This is a genomic window from Kitasatospora sp. NPDC001095 (assembly GCF_053598615.1).
Genome location: NZ_JBSFKQ010000009.1, coordinates 85,871 through 108,453, shown reverse-complemented (window position 1 = coordinate 108,453; position 22,583 = coordinate 85,871). Strand labels below are relative to the sequence as shown.

Below are 22,583 nucleotides of genomic sequence, written 5' to 3'. Positions count from 1 at the left end.
GAGCCCATCAAGTGAGCACTGATTTCCCCGAGTTGACGTCGGAATCGGACGCGGACGATCTCCCGCCCGCGGCCGTCAACCCGCTTCGTGACCCCTCCGACCGACGGCTCCCGCGCATCGCGGGGCCGTCCGGTCTGGTCATCTTCGGGGTCACCGGCGACCTGTCCCGCAAGAAGCTGATGCCGGCCATCTACGACCTGGCCAACCGCGGTCTGCTTCCGCCGGGCTTCTCCCTCGTCGGCTTCGCCCGCCGCGAGTGGGACGACGAGGACTTCGCCAAGGAGGTCCACGACGCCGTCCGGGACCACGCCCGCACCCCGTTCCGGGAGGAGGTCTGGCAGCAGCTCGCCAAGGGCATGCGCTTCGTCCACGGGACGTTCGACGACGACGACGCCTTCGACAAGCTGCGCGAGACCATCGAGGAGCTGGACAAGGCCCAGGGCACCGGCGGCAACTTCGCCTTCTACCTGTCCGTCCCGCCGAAGTTCTTCCCGACCGTCGTCCAGCAGCTCAAGAAGCACGGCCTGGCCGATCCGCCGCAGGGCTCCTGGCGCCGCGCGGTCATCGAGAAGCCCTTCGGCCACGACCTGGAGAGCGCCCAGGAGCTCAACAAGGTCGTCCACGAGGTCTTCCCCCGGGACGAGGTCTTCCGGATCGACCACTACCTGGGCAAGGAGACGGTCCAGAACATCCTGGCGCTGCGCTTCGCCAACCAGATGTTCGAGCCGATCTGGAACCGGTCGTACGTCGACCACGTGCAGATCACCATGGCCGAGGACATCGGCATCGGCGGCCGGGCCGGCTACTACGACGGCATCGGCTCCGCCCGTGACGTCATCCAGAACCACCTGCTGCAGCTGATGGCGCTCACCGCCATCGAGGAGCCCGCCTCCTTCCACCCGAAGGCGCTGGTGGCCGAGAAGCTCAAGGTGCTCAGCGCCGTCAAGCTCCCGGCCGACCTCGGCCGGCACACCGTGCGCGGCCAGTACGCCTCGGGCTGGCAGGGCGGCGAGGAGGTCGTCGGCTACCTGGACGAGGACGGGATCGACCCCGAGTCCAAGACCGACACCTACGCGGCCATCAAGCTGGAGATCAACAACCGCCGCTGGGCGGGCGTCCCGTTCTACCTGCGGACCGGCAAGCGCCTGGGCCGCCGGGTCACCGAGATCGCGGTCGTCTTCCAGCGCGCCCCGTACCTGCCCTTCGACTCCTACGCGACCGAGGAGCTGGGGCAGAACGCCCTGGTCATCCGGGTCCAGCCGGACGAGGGCGTGACGGTGCGGTTCGGCTCCAAGGTGCCGGGCACCTCCTTCGAGGTCCGGGACGTCACGATGGACTTCGCCTACGGTGAGTCCTTCACGGAGTCCAGCCCGGAGGCGTACGAGCGGCTCATCCTCGACGTGCTGCTCGGCGACGCCAACCTGTTCCCGCGCCACCAGGAGGTCGAGCTCTCCTGGCAGATCCTCGACCCGATCGAGAAGTACTGGGACAGCCACGGCAAGCCCGCCCAGTACGCGGCGGGGACCTGGGGCCCCGTCGAGGCGGACGAGATGCTCGCACGAGACGGCAGGAGCTGGCGCCGGCCATGAAGATCGACCTCACCAACACGACGTCCAGCAAGATCAACGCCGCGCTGATGGAGGCGCGCCGGGCCCGCGGCTCCGGCGCCGCCGGCATGGTGCTCACCCTGGTGATAGTGACCGACGAGGGCAGCGCCTACGACGCCCTCAAGGCCGCCAACGACGCCTCCCGCGAGCACCCGATGCGCACCCTCGCGGTGATCAAGCGCGCCGGGCGCTCGCCCCGGGCGCGGGCCGAGACCCGGCTGGACGCCGAGATCCTGGTCGGCTCGGACGCCGGCTCCGGCGAGACGGTCGTCCTGCGGATGCACGGCGAACTCGCCTCGCACGCCCAGTCGGTGGTCCTGCCGCTGCTGCTGCCGGACGCCCCGACCGTCGTCTGGTGGCCGGACAACGCGCCGCACCACCCGGCGCAGGACCCGCTGGGCTCGATCGCCCAGCGCCGGATCACCGACGCCGTCACCGCGGAGTCCCCGGTCGGCCAGCTCGCCCAGCGCGCCCAGAGCTACACCCCGGGCGACACCGACCTGGCCTGGACCCGGATCACCGGCTGGCGCTCGATGCTGGCCGCCGCGCTGGACCAGCGGCCGTCCACGATCGTCTCCGCGGTCGTCGAGGGCGAGTCCTACAACCCCAGCGTCGAGCTGCTCGGCCTCTGGCTGACCAACCGGCTGCGCGTGCCGGTCGAGCGGGTCGTCACCAACGGCCCCGGCATCACCGCGGTGCGCCTGCGCACCAAGGACGGGGACATCACCCTGGACCGCCCGGACGGCCTGCTGGGCACGCTGTCCATGCCCGGCTCGCCGGACCGCCAGGTGGCGCTCAAGCGGCGCGAGACCTCGGAGCTGATCGCCGAGGAGCTGCGCCGCCTGGATCCGGACGACATCTACGCGACGGCCGTGCGCACGCCCGTCGAGCGGCTGCAGGAACCGGTCAACGCCGAGACCGAGGCGGCCGAGAGGGTCGCCCGCGAGGTCGCCGAGGAGGCCGAGGTCGCCGTCGAGGAGGCCGCCGAGGCCGCCGTGGCCAACCCGGACCGGGTGACCGCCGAGGCCGCGGAGCGCAAGCCCGCGCGCAGGGCCGCCGGCAAGCGCACCACCAAGGAAGGCGCATGACCAACGCGACTCCGCAGCTGGTCGTCCACCGGGACAAGGAGCTGATGGCCCAGGCGGCCGCGGCCCGGTTGATCACCCGGATCGTGGACGCCCAGGCCGCCCGCGGCAGCGCCTCGGTGGTGCTCACCGGCGGTCGCAACGGCAACGCCCTGCTGGCCGCGATCGCCGCCTCCCCGGCGCGCGACGCGGTCGACTGGGGCCGGCTGGACCTCTGGTGGGGCGACGAGCGCTTCCTGCCCGCCGCCGACCCGGAGCGCAACGCCGTCCAGGCCCGCGCCGAGCTGCTGGACGCCGTCCCGCTCGACCCGGCGCGGGTGCACGAGATGCCCGCCTCGGACGGGGTGGACGGCTCGGACGTGGAGGCCGCCGCCGCCCGCTACGCCGAGGAGCTGGCGAAGGCGGCCGGGCCGGGCGACCGGCTCGGCGTCCCGGCCTTCGACGTGCTGCTGCTCGGCGTCGGCCCGGACACCCACGTCGCCTCGCTCTTCCCCGAGCACCCGGGCGTGCGGGAGACCGAGCTGACCGTGATCGGCGTCCGCGGGGCCCCCAAGCCCCCGCCGGTGCGCATCTCGCTCACCCTCCCGGCGATCCGCACCGCCCGCGAGGTCTGGCTGCTGGCCGCCGGCGAGGACAAGGCGGGCGCGGTCGCGCTGGCCCTGTCCGGCCCCGGCGAGCTCCAGGCGCCCGCCTCCGGCGCGTACGGCCGCAGCCGCACCCTGTGGCTGCTGGACCGCGCCGCCGCGGAGCGGATCCCGCCGCAGCTCTACCCGCCGGCCTCCGCGTAACCGGATCCGGCAACGCCGAAGGGCGCCACCGTCGTTCGACGATGGCGCCCTTCGTGCTGTTGCCGCTGTCCGGGCCGGAGCCGTTCCGCTCAGATCTCGCCGCGGAGCTTCGCCAGCGCCTCCGCCAGGATCGCCTCGCCGTCGGCGTCGGTGCGCCGCTCACGGACGTAGGCGAGGTGGGTCTTGTACGGCTCGTTGCGCGAGGGCGCCGGCGGGTTGTGCTGGTCCTGCCCCGCGGGGAAGCCGCAGCGCGGGCAGTCCCAGGTCTCCGGGATCGCCGCTTCGGCGGCGAAGCTGGGACGGGTCTCGTGCTTGTTCGCGCACCAGAAGGAGATCCGGTTGCGCGGGGCGGACTCGCCGCGCTCCGCCTCGCCCATCGGGCCGGCCCCGACCCTGCTGCCACGGATGGCATTGCCACTTGCCACGGTCTGACTCCCTGCGTACTGGTGCGCCGACCCGCCGCGGTGCGCGTCGGTGGCGAAAGTCGTCCTAGTGTAAGCAGGAGTTAAGCATCCGCCACCATCGCCTCCGCACCCGACCGTCCCAGGATAGGCGCTCGGGCGACGGGGCGTCAGGGATACGTCAGCTCTGGTACTTCAGCACCAGGCCCAGGACGATGATGCACGCGAACCACCCCGCGCCGACCACGATGGTGATGCGGTCCAGGTTGCGCTCGGCCACCGCCGAGCCGCCGCCGGTGGACATCGCGCCACCGCCGAACATGTCGGACAGGCCGCCGCCCTTCCCCTTGTGCAGCAGCACGAGCAGGATCATCAGCAGACTGAAGATGATCAGGGCAATCGAGAACCCGAGAACCACGACGGGACCAACTCTCTCGTATCTTCGGCGAAGGGGCCGGGCCGCGTACGGCGGTCCGGCCCCAAAGCCTACGTTGCTGCGGCGGCGTTAGCCTACTGCCTGCTCACGGTAGCGCACGATCTTGACGAACTCGTCGGCGTCCAGCGAGGCACCGCCGACCAGGCCGCCGTCGATGTCGGGCTTGGCCATCAGACCGGCCGCGCTCGACGACTTCACCGAACCGCCGTACAGCACCCGGACCTTGCCGGCCAGCTCGGCGTCGTACAGCTCGGCGATCCGCTTGCGGATGGCGGCGCAGACCTCCTGCGCGTCCTCCGGGGTGGCCACCTCGCCGGTGCCGATCGCCCAGACCGGCTCGTAGGCGACCACGATCGACTCGGCCTGGTGGGCCGGGACGTCGGCCAGGCCGCCGTCCAGCTGCGCCAGGGTGTACTCGACGTGGGTGCCGGCCTTGCGGATCTCCAGCGGCTCGCCGACGCACAGGATCGGGGTGATCCCGGCGCGGTAGGCGGCCTTCACCTTGGCGTTGACGATCTCCTCGTTCTCGCCGTGGTACTGGCGGCGCTCGGAGTGGCCGATCACCGCGTAGGTGCACTTGAGCTTGGCCAGCATCGGGCCGGAGACCTCGCCGGTGTAGGCCCCGCCGTCGTGCTGCGAGATGTCCTGCGAGCCGTACTTGATCTTCAGCTTGTCGCCGTCGACCAGGGTCTGCACCGAGCGCAGGTCGGTGAACGGCACCAGGACGGCGACCTCGACGGCCTCGTAGTCCTTGTCGGCCAGCGCGAAGGCCAGCTTCTGGGTGTGCTGGATGGCCTCGAGGTGGTTGAGGTTCATCTTCCAGTTGCCCGCCATCAGCGGGAGACGGTCGGTCATGTGTTTCAGTCCTCCAGAGCGGCGAGACCGGGGAGGGTCTTGCCCTCCAGGTACTCGAGGCTGGCGCCACCGCCGGTCGAGATGTGTCCGAAGGCGTTCTCGTCGAAGCCCAGGATGCGGACGGCCGCGGCGGAGTCGCCGCCGCCGACCACGGTGAACGCGTTGCTGTCGATCAGGGCCTGGGCGACGGCCCGGGTGCCGTTCGCGTAGTCCGGGTGCTCGAAGACGCCCATCGGACCGTTCCAGAACACCGTGCCCGCGTCGGCCAGCTTGGCCGCGTACAGCTCGCGGGTCTTCGGGCCGATGTCCAGGCCCTCCTCGTCGGCCGGGATCTTGTCCGAGTCGACGGTCGAGGGGTTCGCCGGGGCCTTGGTCTTGAGGTCCGGGAAGTCGGCGGAGACCAGGACGTCCGCCGGCAGCACGAACTCGACGCCGCGCTGCTCGGCCTCGGCCAGGTAGCCGAGGACGGTCGGGATCTGGTCCTCCTGCAGCAGCGAGATGCCGACCTCGTGGCCCTTGGCCTTGAGGAAGGTGTACGCCATGCCGCCGCCGATCAGGATCCGGTCGGCCTTCTTCAGCAGGTTGTCGATCACTCCGAGCTTGTCGGAGACCTTGGCACCGCCGAGCACCACCACGTACGGGCGGGCGACGTCCTCGGTGAGCTTCTTCAGCACGCCGACCTCGGTGGCGATCAGGTCGCCCGCGGCGTGCGGCAGCAGGGCCGGCAGGTCGTACACCGAGGCGTGCTTGCGGTGCACGGCGCCGAAGCCGTCGCCGACGTACAGGTCGGCCAGCGCGGCCAGCTGCTCGGCGAAGGCCTTGCGCTCGGCGTCGTCCTTGCTGGTCTCGCCGGCGTTGAAGCGCAGGTTCTCCAGCAGCGCGACCTCGCCGTCCGTCAGCGCGGCCACAACGGCCTTCGCGCTGTCGCCGACGGTGTCGGCGGCGAAGGCTACGTCCTTGCCGAGGATCTCGCCGAGGCGCTTGGCCGCCGGGGCGAGCGAGAACGCCGGGTCCGGCGCGCCCTTGGGGCGGCCGAGGTGCGAGGCGACGACGACCTTCGCGCCGGCCGCGGCCAGCTTGGCGATGGTCGGCGCGACGGCGCGGATCCGGCCGTCGTCGGTGATCGTGTCACCGTCCAGCGGCACGTTCAGGTCGGCGCGCACGAAGACGCGCTTGCCGTCGATACCGGCTTCGATGAGCTCTTCGATGGTCTTCACGGGGATTCGGTTTCTCCTGGGGAGATGGTTGATGCGCAGTGAGGCGGCACGGCGCAGGGGCCGCCTGAGAAGTCCTTGAGCGCGGAACGAGGGCCCGGTCGGCACCGTACGCCGTCCGGGCCCTCGCCCCTACATCACGTCAGCTCCCGCAAGGTCAGAGCTGCCCGCCGACGAGGGCGACCAGGTCGACGACGCGGTTCGAGTAGCCCCACTCGTTGTCGTACCAGCCGAGCACCTTGACCTGGTTGCCCTGGACCATGGTGAGGCTGGAGTCGAAGATGCAGGAGGCCGGGTCGTTCACGATGTCCGAGGAGACGATCGGGTCCTCGGTGTAGGCCAGGATGCCCTTGAGCGGGCCCTCCTGCGCGGCCTTCTGGAAGGCCGCGTTGACCTCGTCCTTGGTGACCTCGCGCTCCAGGGTGACGACCAGGTCCGTGATGGAGCCGGTCGGGACCGGGACGCGCAGCGAGGTGCCGTCCAGCTTGCCCTTCAGCTCCGGCAGGACCAGGGCGGTCGCCTTGGCGGCACCCGTCGACGTCGGGATGATGTTCTGCGAGGCCGCACGAGCACGGCGCAGGTCCTTGTGCGGGAAGTCCAGGGTGACCTGGTCGTTGGTGAACGCGTGGACGGTGGTCATCAGACCCTTGACGATGCCGAAGCTCTCGTTCAGCACCTTCGCCATCGGCGCCACGCAGTTGGTGGTGCAGGAGGCGTTGGAGATGACGTGGTGGTTGGCCGCGTCGTACTTGTCGTCGTTGACACCCAGGACGATGGTGACGTCCTCGTCGGTGGCGGGCGCCGAGATGATGACCTTCTTCGCGCCGGCGGCGAGGTGCTTCTTCGCGGCCTCGGCCTTGGTGAAGATGCCGGTGGACTCGACGACGATGTCGGCGCCCAGGGCGGCCCACGGGAGGTTCGCGGGGTCACGCTCGGCGGTCACCTTGAAGGTGTGGCCGTCGACGGTGATGCTGTCCGCGGTGTGCGAGACCTCGCCCGGGAAGGTACCCAGGGTGGTGTCGTACTTGAGCAGGTGAGCCAGGGTCTTCGTGTCGGTGAGGTCGTTGACACCGACGATCTCGATGTCCGCGCCCTGGGCCTTGACCGCGCGGAAGAAGTTGCGGCCGATGCGGCCGAAGCCGTTGATGCCTACCCGGATCGTCACGAACCGATCTCCTCGTTAGGTACGCCGGGCGCGAGGCCCGACGGGGGTGAGATTTGGGAAGTCCCCGACCGCCTACGACCCTACCCCTCCGGGGCCTCGCACGGCACATCGCACCGCCTGCCGAGACCGGGCGTGGCGCGGCCGAAACCCGATTTCAGGCCGTCCGGCCTTGCTCCGCCGGGCAGTTGGTCCCGGGCCAGTGGTCTCTACCAATTCGGGTGTGCCGGCAGGTCCGGAAACCCGTTCGGGACGCCGTCCGCGACCCCGTCCGGGAAGCGGCCGGACGGCGGTCCCGGAACGCCGACGGCCGGCGCCCCGGATCGGGGCACCGGCCGTGTGTTCGTCACGGAGCGTGAGCGTCAGTTCAGCGCCATCTCGTCGGTGAGGCTCGCCTCGGTGCTCGGCAGGCCGAGCTCGGAGGCCCGCTTGTCCGCCATCGCCAGCAGCCGGCGGATCCGGCCGGCCACCGCGTCCTTGGTCAGCGGCGGGTCGGCGAGCGCGCCCAGCTCCTCCAGCGAGGCCTGCTTGTGCTGCATCCGCAGCTGGCCGGCCGCGGCCAGGTGCTCCGGCACCTCGTCGCCGAGGATCTCCAGCGCACGGGCCACCCGGGCGCCGGCCGCCACCGCGGCGCGGGCCGAGCGGCGCAGGTTGGCGTCGTCGAAGTTGGCCAGCCGGTTGGCGGTGGCCCGCACCTCGCGCCGCATCCGGCGCTCCTCCCAGGCGAGCACCGACTCGTGCGCGCCGAGCCGGGTCAGCAGGGCGCCGATCGCGTCGCCGTCGCGGATCACCACCCGGTCCACGCCGCGCACCTCGCGGGCCTTGGCCGGGATGCCGAGCCGGCGGGCGGCGCCGACCAGGGCGAGGGCGGCCTCGGAGCCGGGGCAGGTGATCTCCAGCGAGGAGGAGCGGCCCGGCTCGGTGAGGGAACCGTGCGCCAGGAAGGCCCCGCGCCAGGCCGCCTCGGCGTCGCAGGTGGCCCCCGAGACGACCGCCGGGGGCAGGCCCCGGATCGGGCGGCCGCGGCCGTCCACGAGCCCGGTCTGGCGCGCGAGCAGCTCGCCGTCCTTGACCACCCGGACCACGAAACGGCTGCCGCGGCGCAGCCCGCCGGGAGCCATCACCACGAGATCCGAGGAGTGCCCGAAGATCTCCAGCAGGTCCTTGCGCAGCCGCCGTGCCGCCGCTCCGGTGTCCAGCTCCGCCTCGATCACGATGCGGCCGCTCACGATGTGCAGCCCGCCCGCGAACCGCAGGATCGCCGACACCTCCGCCTTGCGACAGCAGGCCCGGGTGACCGGGAGCCGGCTGATCTCGTCCTTCACCGCTGGAGTCATCGCCATGGCCCGATCCTTCCATGTGTCCGGAAAATCCGGTCGTACGCTGCCGCCAACAGCTCGGGGTCGTGTCGCGGCGTCCCGTCGGTGCGGGCCACCGAGCCGAGTACCAGAGCCGCGCCCATCCGCTCGGCGGCCTTCTCCAGGCCGTCCAGGTCGGCCTGGCCGAAGGCCCCGCCGGTGACGGCGCGCTCGTCCACCAGGATCGCATCCACCGCGAGGTCCGGAGCGTGGTCGGCGATGACCTCCAGGTGACGCTGGGGGGTGAAGCCCTCGGTCTCGCCGGGCTGGGGGGCCAGGTTCAGGGTGAGCAGGCGGCGGGCGCGGGTCTCGGTGAGCGCCTTGGCCAGGTCGGGCACCAGCAGGTGCGGCAGCACGCTGGTGAACCAGGAGCCGGGGCCGAGCACCACCCAGTCCGCCTCCCGGACGGCGGTGACCGCCTCCGGGACGGCGGGCGGCCCGTCCGGCAGCAGCCGGATCGACTGCACGGTGCCCGGGGTCACCGCGACGTCGGCCTGGCCGCGGACGGCCGTGACCTCGGTGGGGTGCCGCGGGTCGTGGCCGCGGACGGTCGCCTCGATGTCCAGCGGCACCGCCGACATCGGCAGCACCCGGCCCTGCACGTTGAGCAGCCGGCCGACCCAGTCCAGTGCCGCCACCGGGTCGCCGAGCTTCTCCCAGAGCGCGACGATCAGCAGGTTGCCGACGGCGTGGCCGCCGAGCTCGCCGTTGCCGGTGAAGCGCTGCTGGATCACCTCGGACCAGGTGCGGCCCCAGTCGTCGTCCCCGCACAGCGCGGCCAGCGCCTTGCGCAGGTCGCCCGGCGGCAGCACGCCGAGCTCCTCGCGCAGCCGACCGCTGGAGCCGCCGTCGTCGGCGACGGTGACCACGGCGGTGAGGTCGGTGGTGAGCCGGCGCAGCGCGGACAGCGAGGCGGACAGGCCCTGCCCGCCGCCGAGCGCGGCGATCCTGGGCGCCGGATTGGTGCGGGCGGGACTGCTGCGCGGGCGGCCCGGCGCCGTGGGCCGGGCCGGGCTGCCCGCCCGGTCGCCGGTCCTGCTCTGCGGCTGCCGCCCGGGCACGTATCCCGCCACAATCACCTCGCGTTCCTCGGCCCGCCGACCGCTCCGCCGGCGGGCCCGGCAGGGAGGCGGCGGTTACTCCCGTCCCATGTCACGGTGGACGAGCACCGTCTCGACTCCGTCGGCGATGAGACGCTTGGTCAGACGCTCGGACATGGCGACGCTGCGGTGCTTGCCACCGGTGCAGCCTACGGCAAGCGTCATGTAGCGCTTCCCCTCGCGGCGGTATCCCTCGGTGATGACGCGCAGCAGCTGGGCGTAACCGTCCAGGAACTCGTTGGCTCCGGGCTGCTGGAAGACGTAGTCGGCGACGTCCGCGTCGGTGCCGGTGCGGGCCCGCAGTTCGGGCACCCAGTGCGGGTTGGGCAGGAAGCGGCAGTCCACCACGAGGTCGGCGTCGACGGGCAGGCCGTACTTGAAGCCGAAGGACATCACGGTGGCGCGCAGCTCGGGCTCGTCGTGGTCGGCGAACTGGGCGTCCAGCTTGGCGCGCAGCTGGTGCACGTTGAGGTTGGAGGTGTCGATCACCAGGTCGGCCTCGCCGCGCAGGTCGCGCAGCAGGTCGCGCTCCTGGGCGATGCCGTCCACGATCCGGCCGTCGGCCTGCAGCGGGTGCGGGCGGCGGACGCTCTCGAAGCGGCGCACCAGCGCCTCGTCGGAGGAGTCCAGGAAGACGACCCGGAGCCGGACGCCGCGCTTCTCCAGCTCGTCCAGCGAGGTGAGCAGGTCGTCGAAGAACTGCCGGCCGCGGACGTCCACGACCACGCCGATCCGGGCGACGTTGCCCTGGGAACGGGCGCCCAGGTCGACCATGGTCGGGATCAGGGCCGGCGGCAGGTTGTCCACCACGAACCAGCCGAGGTCCTCCAGGCACTTGGCGGCGGTGGAGCGGCCGGCTCCGGACATGCCGGAGATGATCACCAGCTCCGGCGCGTTCTCGGCCACGTCTGACACGGTCACTTCGGTTCCCCGCTCTCGGTCTTTCTGCTGGGGAGAACGCGTACGGCTCGGCCGCCCTTCCCCGGCCCGGGCAGGCGGGCGGGGCCGGGGCACACCGGCTGACGGGCGGCGTCGGCCGTCATGGCGTCTCCTGGGATGGTGCGGTCTGGGGTGCTGCTGCCACCGGCTCGGTAGTCTCGTCGACCCCGTCCTCGATGATCTCGCCGGTCGCGGTGTTGACCGCGGGTGCGGCGGGTGTACGGGACGACAACGCCTCCGCAACAGTCTGCGCGGTGCGGCGTCCGATGCCGGGTACCTCACAGAGCTCGTCCACGGTGGCGGCCCTGAGCTTCTTCAGCGAACCGAAGTGCTTGAGCAGCGCCCGGCGGCGAGTCTCGCCGAGGCCCGGGACGGAGTCCAGTTCCCCGGCGGTGAGTCGCTTGGAACGCTTGTTGCGCTGATAGCTGATCGCGAAGCGGTGCGCCTCGTCGCGGACCCGCTGGAGCAGGTAGAGGCCCTCGCTGGAGCGGGGCAGCACCACCGGGTCGTCCTCGCCGGGCAGCCAGACCTCCTCCAGGCGCTTGGCCAGGCCGCACAGCGCGACGTCGTCGATGCCGAGTTCGTCCAGGGCGCGCCTGGCGGCGGCGACCTGCGGCTGTCCGCCGTCGACGACCAGCAGCTGGGGCGGGTAGGCGAAGCGCTTGGGGCGGCCGTCCTCGGTGCGCGGGCCGTCCTCGGGCCGGCCGTCCTCGAAGGGGCCCTCCTCGGGCTCGGGGACGGCCCACTCACCGGTCTGCTCGCGCTCCTGGAGGTAGCGGCGGAAGCGCCGGCTGATCACCTCGTGCATCGAGCGGACGTCGTCCTGGCCCTCGAAGCCCTTGATCTGGAAGCGCCGGTACTCGCTCTTGCGGGCCAGGCCGTCCTCGAAGACGACCATGGAGGCGACCACGTCCTCGCCCTGGAGGTGGGAGATGTCGTAGCACTCGATGCGCAGCGGGACGGAGTCCAGCTCCAGCGCGTCGGCGATCTCCTGGAGGGCGCGGCTGCGGGTGGTGAGGTCGGAGGCGCGCTTGGTCTTGTGCAGCGCGAGCGCCTGCTGGGCGTTGCGCTGCACGGTGGCCATCAGGTCCTTCTTGTCGCCGCGCTGGGGGACGCGCAGGTCGACCTGGCTGCCGCGCAGGTTACCGAGCCACTCGCGGACCGGCTCCACCGGGTCCGGCAGGGCGGGGACGAGCACCTCGCGCGGGACGGACTCGCCGCCGCCGTAGAGCTGCTGGAGGGCGTGCTCGACCAGGCCGGCGGTGTCGACGTCCTCGACCTTGTCGGTGACCCAGCCGCGCTGGCCGCGCACCCGGCCGCCGCGGACGTGGAAGATCTGCACGGCGGCTTCGAGTTCGTCCTCGGCGACGGCCAGCAGGTCGGCGTCGGTGGCGTCGGCGAGCACGATGGCGTTCTTCTCCATCGCGCGCTTGAGGGCGCCGATGTCGTCCCGCAGCCGGGCCGCCTTCTCGTACTCCAGGTCGGCGGCGGCCTCGCGCATCTGCTCTTCCAGCCGGCGCAGGTAGTTGCCGGTGCGTCCGGCCATGAAGTCGCAGAAGTCCTCGGCCAGCGCCCGGTGTTCGTCCGCCGAGACCTTGCCGACGCAGGGCGCGGCGCACTTGCCGATGTAGCCGAGCAGGCAGGGCCGGCCGACCTGGCGGGCGCGCTTGAAGACGCCGTTGGAGCAGGTGCGGACGGGGAAGACGCGCAGCAGCAGGTCGACCGTCTCGCGGATCGCCCAGGCGTGGCCGTACGGGCCGAAGTAGCGCACGCCCTTCTTGTGCGCCCCGCGCATCACCTGGACCCGCGGGTACTCCTCGTTGAGGGTGACGGCGAGTTCCGGATAGCTCTTGTCGTCGCGGTACTTGACGTTGAACCGCGGGTCGAACTCCTTGATCCAGGAGTACTCCAGCTGGAGCGCCTCGACCTCGGTGCCGACCACGGTCCACTCCACCGAGGCGGCGGTGGTGACCATGGTCGCGGTGCGCGGGTGGAGGCCGGCCAGGTCCTGGAAGTAGGAGGACAGGCGCGGCCGCAGGCTCTTGGCCTTGCCGACGTAGATGACCCGGCCGTGGGCGTCACGGAACCGGTAGACGCCGGGGGACGTCGGGATCGCACCGGGCGCGGGGCGGTAGGTGCTCGGGTCAGCCATGGGTCCACCGTACCGACTGCGGCCGGGGCCACGGGGCGGAGATCGTCAAGGGGGACCGTGGCGGTCGTGAGGCGGTCAACTCGGTCAGCTCGGGGTCACCTTGAGGTTGCCGCCCTCGACCGTGACGGTGTAGGCGGGCAGCGGGGTGGAGGCCGGTCCGTCCTGCACGGCGCCGTCGGCGATGGCGAAACGGCTGCCGTGGCAGGGGCACTGGATCTGGGCGTTCTTCACCTGGTCCACGAGGCAGCCGGCGTGGGTGCACCGGGCGTTGAACGCCTTGTACTGGCCGGCGGTGGGCTGGGTCACCACGATCTTCTGCTCGCGGTAGACCTTGCCGCCGCCCTCCGGCACGGCCGAGGCCGGGCCGAGGTCGACCGGGCCCTTGAGGGCGCCCTTGTCGGAGGAGGACGAGGACGAGCATCCGCTGACCGCCATGGTGCCGCCGGCCGCCAGGACGGCCGCGGCCCCGCAGAGCAGGGTGCGGCGGGAGGCGGCGGGGCTGGTCTCGGGGGCCTCGGACATCGGTGTGCTCCTACGGTTGCTGCTGCTGCGAGGGACCACGGAAGTCTATGCGGCGCCCGCCCCGCCGTTCCCGGGGTGCCCCTGGCTGTCAGGGTGGCTCGGGAACGGCGGGGCGGGCGGGCGGAGCTACTTCTTCGCGGCGGCCGCGCGCTTGCGCGGCGCCTTCTTCGCCGGGGCGGCGGCCGGGGCGTCCGTGAAGCCGGCCGGCAGGATGTCCCGCAGGAACTTGCCGGTGTGGCTCTCGGGGACGGCGGCGATCTGCTCCGGGGTGCCCTCGGCGACCACCGTGCCACCGCCGGAGCCGCCCTCGGGGCCCATGTCGACGACCCAGTCGGCGGTCTTGATCACATCGAGGTTGTGCTCGATGACGATCACCGTGTTCCCCTTGTCGACCAGCCCGCTGAGCACCTTGATCAGCTTGCTGATGTCCTCGAAGTGCAGGCCGGTGGTGGGCTCGTCCAGCACGTAGACCGTCCGCCCGGTGGAGCGCTTCTGGAGCTCCGAGGCGAGCTTGACGCGCTGCGCCTCACCGCCGGACAGGGTGGGCGCGGACTGGCCGAGCCGGACGTAGCCGAGGCCGACGTCGTTGAGCGTCCGCAGGTGCCGGGCGATCGCCGGGACGGCCTCGAAGAAGTCCAGCGCCTCCTCGATCGGCATGTCCAGCACCTCGGCGATGGACCTGCCCTTGTAGTGGACCTCCAGCGTCTCCCGGTTGTACCGGGCGCCGTGGCAGACCTCGCACGGCACGTAGACGTCCGGCAGGAAGTTCATCTCGATCTTGATGGTGCCGTCGCCCGAGCAGTTCTCGCAGCGGCCGCCCTTGACGTTGAAGGAGAACCGGCCGGGCAGGTAGCCGCGGACCTTGGCCTCCTGCGTCTCCGCGAAGAGCCGGCGGACGTGGTCGAACACCCCGGTGTAGGTGGCCGGGTTGGAGCGCGGGGTGCGGCCGATCGGCGACTGGTCGACGTGCACCACCTTGTCCACCTGGTCGGTGCCGGTGATCCGGGTGTGCCGGCCGGGCACGCTGCGGGCGCCGTTCAGCTCCCGGGCGAGGTGGGTGTACAGGATGTCGTTGACCAGCGTCGACTTGCCGGAGCCGGAGACACCGGTGATCGCCGTGAAGGTGCCGAGCGGGAAGCCGACCGTGACGTCCTTGAGGTTGTGCTCGCGGGCGCCGTGGACGGTCAGCTGGCGCTTCTTGTCCCGCTCGCGGCGGGAGCTTGGGATCGGGATGGACCGCTTGCCGGAGAGGTACTGGCCGGTCAGCGACTCCTTGTTGGTGAGCAGCTGCTTCAGCGAGCCGGAGTGCACCACCTTGCCACCGTGCTCGCCGGCGCCCGGGCCGATGTCGACCACCCAGTCCGCGGTCTTGATGGTGTCCTCGTCGTGCTCCACGACGATCAGGGTGTTGCCGATGTCGCGCAGCCGCACCAGCGTCTCGATCAGTCGGTGGTTGTCCCGCTGGTGCAGGCCGATGGACGGCTCGTCCAGCACGTACAGCACGCCGACCAGGCCGGAGCCGATCTGGGTGGCCAGCCGGATGCGCTGGGCCTCGCCGCCGGACAGGGTGCCGGCCGCGCGGTCCAGCGAGAGGTAGTCCAGGCCGACGTCGACCAGGAAGCGCAGCCGCTCGTTGACCTCCTTGAGGACCCGCTCGGCGATCTGCTTGTCCCGGGCGTTCAGCTTCATCGCGCCCAGGAACTCGGAGCAGTCGCTGATCGACATCGAGGAGACGTCGGCGATCGACTTGTCCTGGACGGTGACCGCGAGCACCACTGGCTTGAGCCTGGTGCCCCGGCACGTCGGGCAGGGCACCTCGCGCATGTAGCCCTCGAAGCGCTCGCGGCTGCTGTCGCTCTCCGCCTCGGTGTGCCGGCGCTGGATGAAGGGGATCGCGCCCTCGAAGCCGGTGCTGTACGAGCGCTCCCGGCCGAAGCGGTTGCGGTAGCGGACCTGCACCTGGTGCTTGTGCCCGTGCAGCAGCGCCTTCTTGGCCCGGGCGGGCAGCCCGGCCCAGGGGATGTCGGTGCGGAAGCCGAGCTCCTCGGCCAGCGCGTCGATCAGGCGCTGGAAGTACTCCTTGGCGTGCCCGGCCGACCACGGGTGGATCGCGCCCTCGTCGAGCGAGCGCTCGACGTCCGGCACGACCAGCTCCGGGTCGACCTCCATCCGGTTGCCCAGGCCCGAGCAGTCCGGGCAGGCGCCGAAGGGCGAGTTGAAGGAGAACGAGCGCGGCTCCAGCTCCTCGAACGACACGTCGTCGTACGGGCAGTAGAGGTGCTCGGAGTACATCCGCTCGCGCTCCGGGTCGTCCTCGGGGAGGTCGACGAAGTCGAGGACGACCATGCCGCCGGACAGCCGCAGGGCCGTCTCCACCGAGTCGGTGAGCCGCCGCTTGGCGCTGTCCTTGACGGTCAGGCGGTCGATCACCACCTCGATGGTGTGCTTCTCCTGCTTCTTGAGCTTCGGCGGCTCGGCGAGCTGGATCGTCTCGCCGTCGACGCGGGCGCGGGAGTAGCCCTTGGACTGGAGGTCGGCGAAGAGGTCGACGAACTCGCCCTTGCGCTCGCGCACCACCGGGCTCAGCACCTGGAAGCGGGTGCCCTCGGCGAGCTCCAGCACCTTGTCGACGATCGCCTGCGGCGACTGCTTGGCGATGGGGCGGCCGCAGTGCGGACAGTGCGGCTTGCCGATCCGGGCGAACAGCAGGCGCAGGTAGTCGTAGACCTCGGTGATGGTGCCGACGGTCGAACGGGGATTGCGGTTGGTGGACTTCTGGTCGATCGAGACGGCCGGGGAGAGGCCCTCGATGAAGTCCACGTCGGGCTTGTCCATCTGCCCGAGGAACTGACGTGCGTAGGAGGACAGCGACTCGACGTAGCGGCGCTGGCCCTCGGCGAAGATCGTGTCGAAGGCGAGCGAGGACTTGCCGGAGCCGGAGAGGCCCGTGAAGACGATGAGGGAGTCGCGGGGCAGGTCGAGCGAGACGTTCTTGAGGTTGTGCTCGCGAGCACCGCGGACGATGAGGCGGTCGGCCACTGCTTCTGGCGCCTTTCTCCGGGGCGAGACGGCTTGCGGTGAGTATCGGTACTTCTTCCAGGATGCGGCAGCCAGCCTATAGCTCAGACGTTCGAATCTCGACTCTGTCCAGCGGGGACCACCCGAACGAGTGAGGGCCGCCCCGGGACGGTCCGCACCCGGACCGAAATACCCCTGCTCAGGGCCCCGATTCGGCGGTAGCGTCACCTGGTCAACGAGCGAAGCCCCGCAGGGGCAACGCGCAGTCTCGTCACGGAAGGCAGATTCGATGACCGACCCGCAGCCGACCGACCCGCAGTCCGCCGCCGCCTCCGCCACCCGGCACCTGGCCCAGGTCGAGGAGAGCACCCGGCACCTGCTGCACACCGCGGCCGAACTGAAGCCCGAGGCCCTCGCCGAGCCCTCCGCGCTGCCCGGCTGGACCCGCGGCCACGTGCTGGCCCACCTCGCCCGCAACGCCGACTCCCTGGTCAACCTGCTGAACGGCGCCCGCACCGGCACCGACATCCCCCAGTACGCCAGCCACCAGGCCCGCGACGAGGGCATCGAGCGCGACGCGCCGCGGCCGCTGGAGGTCCAGCTCGCCGACCTGCGCGACTCCCACGCCGGCTTCGCCGAGGCCGCCGCGCTGCTGGGCCCCGAGGCCTGGGCCGCCGAGGTCAGGCACCGCTTCGGCTACGTCTTCCCGGCCTGCGACATCCCGGCCAAGCGCGTGGTGGAGCTGGAGTACCACCACGTCGACCTGGACGCCGGGTACACCCCCGCGCACTGGCCGAAGTCCTTCGCCGTCGCCCAGTTCCGCAAGCTCTCCGAGGGGCTGGCCGAGGAGGCCGGCCTGCCGGCCGTCGAGCTGGTCTCGGACGACACCGGGGACCGCGCCGTGATCGGCACCGGCGAGGTGTCCCTGACCGTCGAGGGCCCGGTCCGCGCGCTGACCGCCTGGCTCTCCGGCCGCTCCGCCGGGGACGGCCTGCGCCGCACCCCCGACACCGCCCTCCCCCAGCTTCCCCCGATGGGCTGACGGCGCGAGGATGATCCCAGGAGCCACTGCAGAGGGAGCGAACGGATGACGTACCACGGAGCGGTCAAGGTCGGCGGAGCGCCGGACGTGCGGGAACTGGCCCACCTGATCATCACCAAGGTGGCCGTCGGCCCGTACGACAACAACGCCTACCTGCTGCGCTGCCGGGCCACCGACGAACAGCTCCTGATCGACGCGGCCGCCGACGCGCCGGTGCTGCTGGAGACCGTCGGGGACGACCTCGAGACGGTGGTCACCACCCACCGGCACCACGACCACTGGGGCGCGCTGGCCGAGGTCGTCGCCACCACCGGCGCCCGCACCGCCGCCGGCGAGCACGACGCCGAGGGCATCGACGTCCCCACCGAGCTGCTGCTCGCCGACGGCGACAAGCTGCGGGTCGGCGAGGTCGAACTGACCGTCCGGCACCTGGTCGGGCACACCCCGGGCGCCATCGTGCTGATCTACGACGACCCCCAGGGCCACCCGCACGTCTTCACCGGCGACTGCCTCTTCCCCGGCGGCGTGGGCAACACCTGGGGGGACCCGGAGGCCTTCCGGACCCTCTACCGCGACGTCACCGAGAAGATCTTCGACGTCCTGCCGGACGAGGCCTGGGTCTACCCCGGCCACGGCAACGACACCACCCTCGGCGCCGAGCGCCCGCACCTCGAGGAGTGGCGCGAGCGCGGCTGGTAGCCCGCCCCGCCGAACGCCCCGCCGGACACCGGGGCCCCCGCGACCGGAAGCGGTCGCGGGGGCCCGGCGTGCACCCGGCGGATCAGGCGTCGAGCTTCTCGCGCTCCTCGCGCTCGGCCTTCTTCGAGGCCCGCAGACTGGTGAAGGTGGTGATCGCCAGCACCACCACGATGAAGCCCAGCGAGAACGGGATGCCGATCTCCGGGGCCCACGTCGCGCCGGCCTCGTGCGCGGCGTGCAGCACCAGCTTCACGCCGATGAAGCCGAGGATCACCGACAGGCCGTACGACAGGTGGACCAGCTTCTTCAGCAGGCCGCCGATCAGGAAGTACAGCTGGCGCAGCCCCATCAGGGCGAAGGCGTTGGCGGTGAAGACGATGTACGGGTCCTGGGTCAGGCCGAAGATCGCCGGGATCGAGTCCAGCGCGAACAGCACGTCGGTGGTGCCGATCGCCAGCATGACGATCAGCATCGGGGTGATCAGCCGGCGGCCGTTCTCAAGGACGAACAGCTTGGTGCCGCGGTAGTCGTCGGTGGCCGGGAAACGCCGCGTGATCGACTTGAGGACGCGGTTCTCCTCGAACTCCTCCTCGCCCTCCTCCTCGGCGCGGGCCTCCTTGATCAGCTTCCAGGCCGTCCAGATCAGGAAGCCGCCGAAGATGAAGAACACCCAGGAGAACTGGGAGACCAGCGCGGCGCCACCGGCGATGAACACCGCCCGGAGCACCAGCGCGATGATCACCCCGAACATCAGTACGCGCTGCTGGTAGATCCTGGGCACCGCGAACTTGCCCATGATCAGGATGAACACGAAGAGGTTGTCGACACTGAGCGACTTCTCGGTGATGTAGCCGGCGAAGAACTCACCGGCGGGCTCCCCGCCGGAGTGCCACCAGAGGAAGCCACCGAAGAGCACCGCCAGGGCGACCCAGACGGCCGTCCAGATCCCGGCCTCCTTGATCGAGACCTCGTGCGGCTTGCGCCCTCCGATGAAGAAGTCGGCCACGACCAGTGCGATCAGCACCAGGATCGTGGAAACCCACATGGTTACGGAAACGTCCACTACTGCTCCTCCGGCAGGTAGGCGAGACGGTCATCGTCACTGCCGGAGGTCTCTTCCGCCCATCGGGCCAGCGCCCCGGGGTGCCGCGACGGGCACCCGTGATGACGGGGTCGGCTGTCGAGGAATACTCCCCTCCGCTGCCAACGAGAGTAACAGGACAGCCAAGGAATGGTAAAGAAGGTAAAGAACGCGGAGGCCCGGCTACAGGAACGGCTCGATCGCCGGCAGCAGGTCCTGGAAGGTGCGCCCCTTGGCCGGCGCGCCGATCGCCTGCATCTCCCAGCCGCCGTTGCCGTCCCGGACCACCTTGGCCATGATCTGCCCGGTGTGCGGCCCGCCGCCCGCCAGCTCGTAGCGGGCCAGCTCCAGCCCGGTGGTCTCGTCCACCAGCCGGCAGTGCGCCCGCTGCACCTCGGCGAAGGTCTGCCCGGTGTACGAGCTCACCGTGAACACCACCTGGGTGATGTTGACCGGCACGTGCACCAGGTCGACCAGGATCGCCTCGTCGTCCTCGGCCCCCGAGCCGCCCTCCAGGTTGTCGCCGGTGTGCCGGACGGAGCCGTCGTTGCTCTCCAGGTGCGAGAAGAACACCACGTCGGACGGGGTCTTCTCGGCGTACAGCAGCGCCGAGGCGTCCAGGTCGATCTTCCGGGTTCGGCTGCCGAACAGCCCGCGCTTGGGGGCCGCCTGCCAGCCCAGGGCCATCCGCACCACGGTCAGGGTGCCACCCTGCCCCTTCTGGAGGCTGACCTTCTGGCCCTTGGCCAGGTTCACCGACACGACGTTGTCCTCTCTGCCGGCCGCGCGGTCACACCCGCGCGGCTCCACGGTGGAACACCCCGTCGCCGTCCCCCGGCTGAGGCCCCCTCTGCGTACGGCCCGCGATCCCGTCCCGCGGGCACGGTGCCGCAGGCCAGCCTAGGGCCTGCGGCACCCCGCCCTTCCCCGGGTTTCCCCGTTTGTGGCAAGGCTGAGACACCTGTGGTCTTGACCGGTGCCATTCCGGCCAGGACCGTTCGCCGCGCGGAGGCTCCCCTCCGACGTACCTACGCCACACCGGCCTCGCGCATCTGCCGCAGTTCCCTCTTCAGCTCCTTGACCTCGTCGCGCAGCCGGGCCGCGACCTCGAACTGGAGGTCCGCGGCGGCCGTGTGCATCCGGTCGGTCATCTCCTGGATCAGGTCCGCCAGCTCGGCGGCCGGCAGGGACTTGCCCGGCTTGCGCTCCGCGCCCAGCGCCGGCACCGGGGCCTTGCCCTTGCCCTGGTTGCGGTAGCCGGTGGAGAGCAGCTCGTCGGTGTCGACGTCCTCGCGGGCGAGGGTGTCCAGGATGTCGCCGATCTTCTTGCGCAGCGGCTGCGGGTCGATCCCGTGCTCCTTGTTGTAGGCCTGCTGCACGGCCCGGCGGCGGTTGGTCTCGTCGATGGCCTTCTCCATCGCGGGGGTGATCTTGTCCGCGTACATGTGGACCTGGCCGGAGACGTTGCGGGCCGCGCGGCCGATCGTCTGGATCAGCGAGGTGCCGGAGCGCAGGAAGCCCTCCTTGTCCGCGTCCAGGATCGCCACCAGCGACACCTCGGGCAGGTCCAGGCCCTCGCGCAGCAGGTTGATGCCGACCAGCACGTCGAACCGGCCCGCCCGCAGCTCGCGCAGCAGCTCCACCCGGCGCAGGGTGTCCACGTCGCTGTGCAGGTACCGGACCCGGATGTCCAGGCCGAGCATGTAGTCGGTGAGGTCCTCGGCCATCTTCTTGGTCAGCGTGGTGACCAGGACGCGCTCGTCCCGCTCGACCCGCTTGCGGACCTCGTGCACCAGGTCGTCGATCTGGCCCTCGGTCGGCTTGACGATCACCTCGGGGTCGATCAGGCCGGTCGGGCGGATGATCTGCTCGACCTGGCCGTCGCCGCGCGACAGCTCGTACGGGCCCGGCGTCGCCGAGAGGTAGACGGTCTGGCCGATCCGCTCCAGGAACTCCTCCCACTTCAGCGGGCGGTTGTCCATCGCGGAGGGCAGCCGGAAGCCGTGCTCGACCAGGGTGCGCTTGCGCGAGGCGTCGCCCTCGTACATCGCGCCGATCTGCGGGACGGTGACGTGCGACTCGTCGATGACCAGGAGGAAGTCCTCCGGGAAGTAGTCGAGCAGGGTGTTCGGCGGGGAGCCGGGCTCGCGGCCGTCGAAGTGCATCGAGTAGTTCTCGACGCCCGAGCAGGTGCCGATCTGGCGCAGCATCTCGATGTCGTAGGTGGTGCGCATCCGCAGCCGCTGGGCCTCCAGCAGCTTGCCCTGCTTCTCCAGCTTGGCGAGGGTCCGCGTCAGCTCCGCCTCGATGCCGTTGACCGCGCGCTCCATCCGCTCGGGGCCGGCCACGTAGTGCGAGGCGGGGAAGACGTAGACCGAGTCGTCCTGGCTGATGATCTCGCCGGTGAGCGGGTGCAGGGTGTACAGCGCCTCGATCTCGTCGCCGAACATCTCGATCCGGACGGCCAGCTCCTCGTAGACCGGGAAGATCTCGATGGTGTCCCCGCGGACCCTGAAGGTGCCGCGGGTGAAGGCCACGTCGTTGCGGGCGTACTGGATGTCGACGAAGCGGCGCAGCAGGTCGTCCCGGTCGATCTCCTGGCCGACCTTCAGCCGCACCATGCGGTCCACGTACTCCTGCGGGGTGCCGAGGCCGTAGATGCAGGAGACCGAGGCGACCACGACGACGTCCCGGCGGGTGAGCAGCGAGTTGGTCGCCGAGTGGCGCAGCCGCTCGACCTCCTCGTTGATCGAGGAGTCCTTCTCGATGTAGGTGTCCGTCTGCGGGACGTACGCCTCGGGCTGGTAGTAGTCGTAGTACGAGACGAAGTACTCGACCGCGTTGTTCGGCAGCAACTCGCGGAACTCGTTGGCCAGCTGGGCGGCCAGCGTCTTGTTCGGCGCCATCACCAGGGTGGGCCGCTGGAGCTTCTCGATCATCCAGGCCGTGGTGGCCGACTTGCCGGTGCCGGTGGCACCGAGCAGCACGACGTCCTTCTCCCCTCCCCTGATCCGCCGCTCCAGCTCGGCGATCGCCGCCGGCTGGTCGCCGTTCGGCTGGAAGGGGCTGACGACCTCGAAGGGCGCCACGGACCGCTCAATACTCGTGATGGGACGCACCACTC

19 protein-coding genes are annotated in these 22,583 nt (G+C 71.1%); 5 read left to right on the top strand and 14 right to left on the bottom strand.

The window, feature by feature from the left end:
- Window positions 1-32 precede the first annotated feature (32 nt).
- From zwf to pgl, 3 genes are read left to right on the top strand one after another with little or no spacing between them, the layout of a single operon-like run.
- Window positions 33-1,589: a glucose-6-phosphate dehydrogenase gene (gene zwf / locus ACWDBB_RS11310; protein ID WP_449789421.1), complete on the top strand. Its 1,557-nt coding sequence runs from the start codon at window positions 33-35 to the stop codon at window positions 1,587-1,589.
- Entirely contained in the window at window positions 1,586-2,695 is a 1,110-nt protein-coding gene (gene opcA, locus ACWDBB_RS11305; protein ID WP_449789332.1) for a glucose-6-phosphate dehydrogenase assembly protein OpcA, read from the top strand. Before zwf ends, opcA begins: the two co-directional genes overlap by 4 nt.
- Window positions 2,692-3,480, top strand: a complete 789-nt coding sequence (gene pgl / locus ACWDBB_RS11300; protein ID WP_392878520.1) for a 6-phosphogluconolactonase — start codon at window positions 2,692-2,694, stop codon at window positions 3,478-3,480. The genes opcA and pgl overlap by 4 nt, the downstream gene beginning before the upstream one ends.
- 89 nt (window positions 3,481-3,569) lie before the next feature.
- Here pgl and ACWDBB_RS11295 read toward each other — a convergent pair whose 3' ends face one another.
- The 11 genes from ACWDBB_RS11295 to uvrA form a co-directional block, all read right to left on the bottom strand.
- The gene (locus ACWDBB_RS11295; RefSeq protein ID WP_223245297.1) at window positions 3,570-3,857 is read right to left on the bottom strand and encodes an RNA polymerase-binding protein RbpA; all 288 of its coding nucleotides are present in this window, start codon (window positions 3,855-3,857) and stop codon (window positions 3,570-3,572) included.
- A gap of 205 nt (window positions 3,858-4,062) precedes the next feature.
- Window positions 4,063-4,299, bottom strand: coding sequence for a preprotein translocase subunit SecG (gene secG / locus ACWDBB_RS11290; protein WP_449789331.1), 237 nt, complete (start codon window positions 4,297-4,299; stop codon window positions 4,063-4,065).
- An 87-nt stretch (window positions 4,300-4,386) separates the two neighbouring features.
- Window positions 4,387-5,172 carry a triose-phosphate isomerase gene (tpiA, locus tag ACWDBB_RS11285; RefSeq protein WP_449789330.1) on the bottom strand — a complete coding sequence of 262 codons (786 nt, stop codon included), beginning with the start codon at window positions 5,170-5,172 and terminating at the stop codon, window positions 4,387-4,389.
- 5 nt (window positions 5,173-5,177) lie between these two features.
- Window positions 5,178-6,389 (bottom strand): phosphoglycerate kinase, encoded by a 1,212-nt coding sequence (locus ACWDBB_RS11280; RefSeq protein ID WP_449789329.1) that lies wholly within the window; start codon window positions 6,387-6,389, stop codon window positions 5,178-5,180.
- Between the two features lie 154 nt (window positions 6,390-6,543).
- Window positions 6,544-7,551 (bottom strand): type I glyceraldehyde-3-phosphate dehydrogenase, encoded by a 1,008-nt coding sequence (gap, locus tag ACWDBB_RS11275; RefSeq protein ID WP_449789328.1) that lies wholly within the window; start codon window positions 7,549-7,551, stop codon window positions 6,544-6,546.
- A 359-nt stretch (window positions 7,552-7,910) separates the two neighbouring features.
- Window positions 7,911-8,891 carry a DNA-binding protein WhiA gene (gene whiA / locus ACWDBB_RS11270; protein ID WP_360340925.1) on the bottom strand — a complete coding sequence of 327 codons (981 nt, stop codon included), beginning with the start codon at window positions 8,889-8,891 and terminating at the stop codon, window positions 7,911-7,913.
- On the bottom strand, window positions 8,882-9,979 hold the full coding sequence (locus ACWDBB_RS11265) for a gluconeogenesis factor YvcK family protein (RefSeq protein WP_449789420.1): 1,098 nt from the start codon (window positions 9,977-9,979) through the stop codon (window positions 8,882-8,884). The genes whiA and ACWDBB_RS11265 overlap by 10 nt, the downstream gene beginning before the upstream one ends.
- A gap of 63 nt (window positions 9,980-10,042) precedes the next feature.
- Window positions 10,043-10,927, bottom strand: coding sequence for an RNase adapter RapZ (rapZ, locus tag ACWDBB_RS11260; protein WP_380455137.1), 885 nt, complete (start codon window positions 10,925-10,927; stop codon window positions 10,043-10,045).
- A gap of 118 nt (window positions 10,928-11,045) precedes the next feature.
- Complete coding sequence (gene uvrC / locus ACWDBB_RS11255; RefSeq protein WP_449789327.1) at window positions 11,046-13,097, bottom strand: excinuclease ABC subunit UvrC; 2,052 nt, start codon at window positions 13,095-13,097, stop codon at window positions 11,046-11,048.
- Window positions 13,098-13,181: 84 nt separating this feature from the next.
- Complete coding sequence (locus ACWDBB_RS11250; protein ID WP_449789326.1) at window positions 13,182-13,619, bottom strand: Rieske (2Fe-2S) protein; 438 nt, start codon at window positions 13,617-13,619, stop codon at window positions 13,182-13,184.
- 126 nt (window positions 13,620-13,745) lie between these two features.
- Complete coding sequence (gene uvrA, locus ACWDBB_RS11245) at window positions 13,746-16,658, bottom strand: excinuclease ABC subunit UvrA (RefSeq protein WP_449789325.1); 2,913 nt, start codon at window positions 16,656-16,658, stop codon at window positions 13,746-13,748.
- A 268-nt stretch (window positions 16,659-16,926) separates the two neighbouring features.
- Between uvrA and ACWDBB_RS11240 the strand changes: the two genes are divergently transcribed.
- On the top strand, window positions 16,927-17,679 hold the full coding sequence (locus tag ACWDBB_RS11240; RefSeq protein WP_449789324.1) for a maleylpyruvate isomerase family mycothiol-dependent enzyme: 753 nt from the start codon (window positions 16,927-16,929) through the stop codon (window positions 17,677-17,679).
- A gap of 45 nt (window positions 17,680-17,724) precedes the next feature.
- Window positions 17,725-18,378 (top strand): MBL fold metallo-hydrolase, encoded by a 654-nt coding sequence (locus tag ACWDBB_RS11235; RefSeq protein ID WP_449789323.1) that lies wholly within the window; start codon window positions 17,725-17,727, stop codon window positions 18,376-18,378.
- Between the two features lie 82 nt (window positions 18,379-18,460).
- Here ACWDBB_RS11235 and ACWDBB_RS11230 read toward each other — a convergent pair whose 3' ends face one another.
- From ACWDBB_RS11230 to uvrB, 3 genes are all read right to left on the bottom strand, one after another.
- Entirely contained in the window at window positions 18,461-19,441 is a 981-nt protein-coding gene (locus ACWDBB_RS11230; protein ID WP_449789322.1) for a TerC family protein, read from the bottom strand.
- A gap of 201 nt (window positions 19,442-19,642) precedes the next feature.
- Complete coding sequence (locus tag ACWDBB_RS11225; protein ID WP_392878548.1) at window positions 19,643-20,221, bottom strand: TerD family protein; 579 nt, start codon at window positions 20,219-20,221, stop codon at window positions 19,643-19,645.
- Window positions 20,222-20,487: 266 nt separating this feature from the next.
- On the bottom strand, window positions 20,488-22,578 hold the full coding sequence (gene uvrB / locus ACWDBB_RS11220) for an excinuclease ABC subunit UvrB (RefSeq protein WP_449789321.1): 2,091 nt from the start codon (window positions 22,576-22,578) through the stop codon (window positions 20,488-20,490).
- Between the last annotated feature and the right edge of the window lie 5 nt (window positions 22,579-22,583).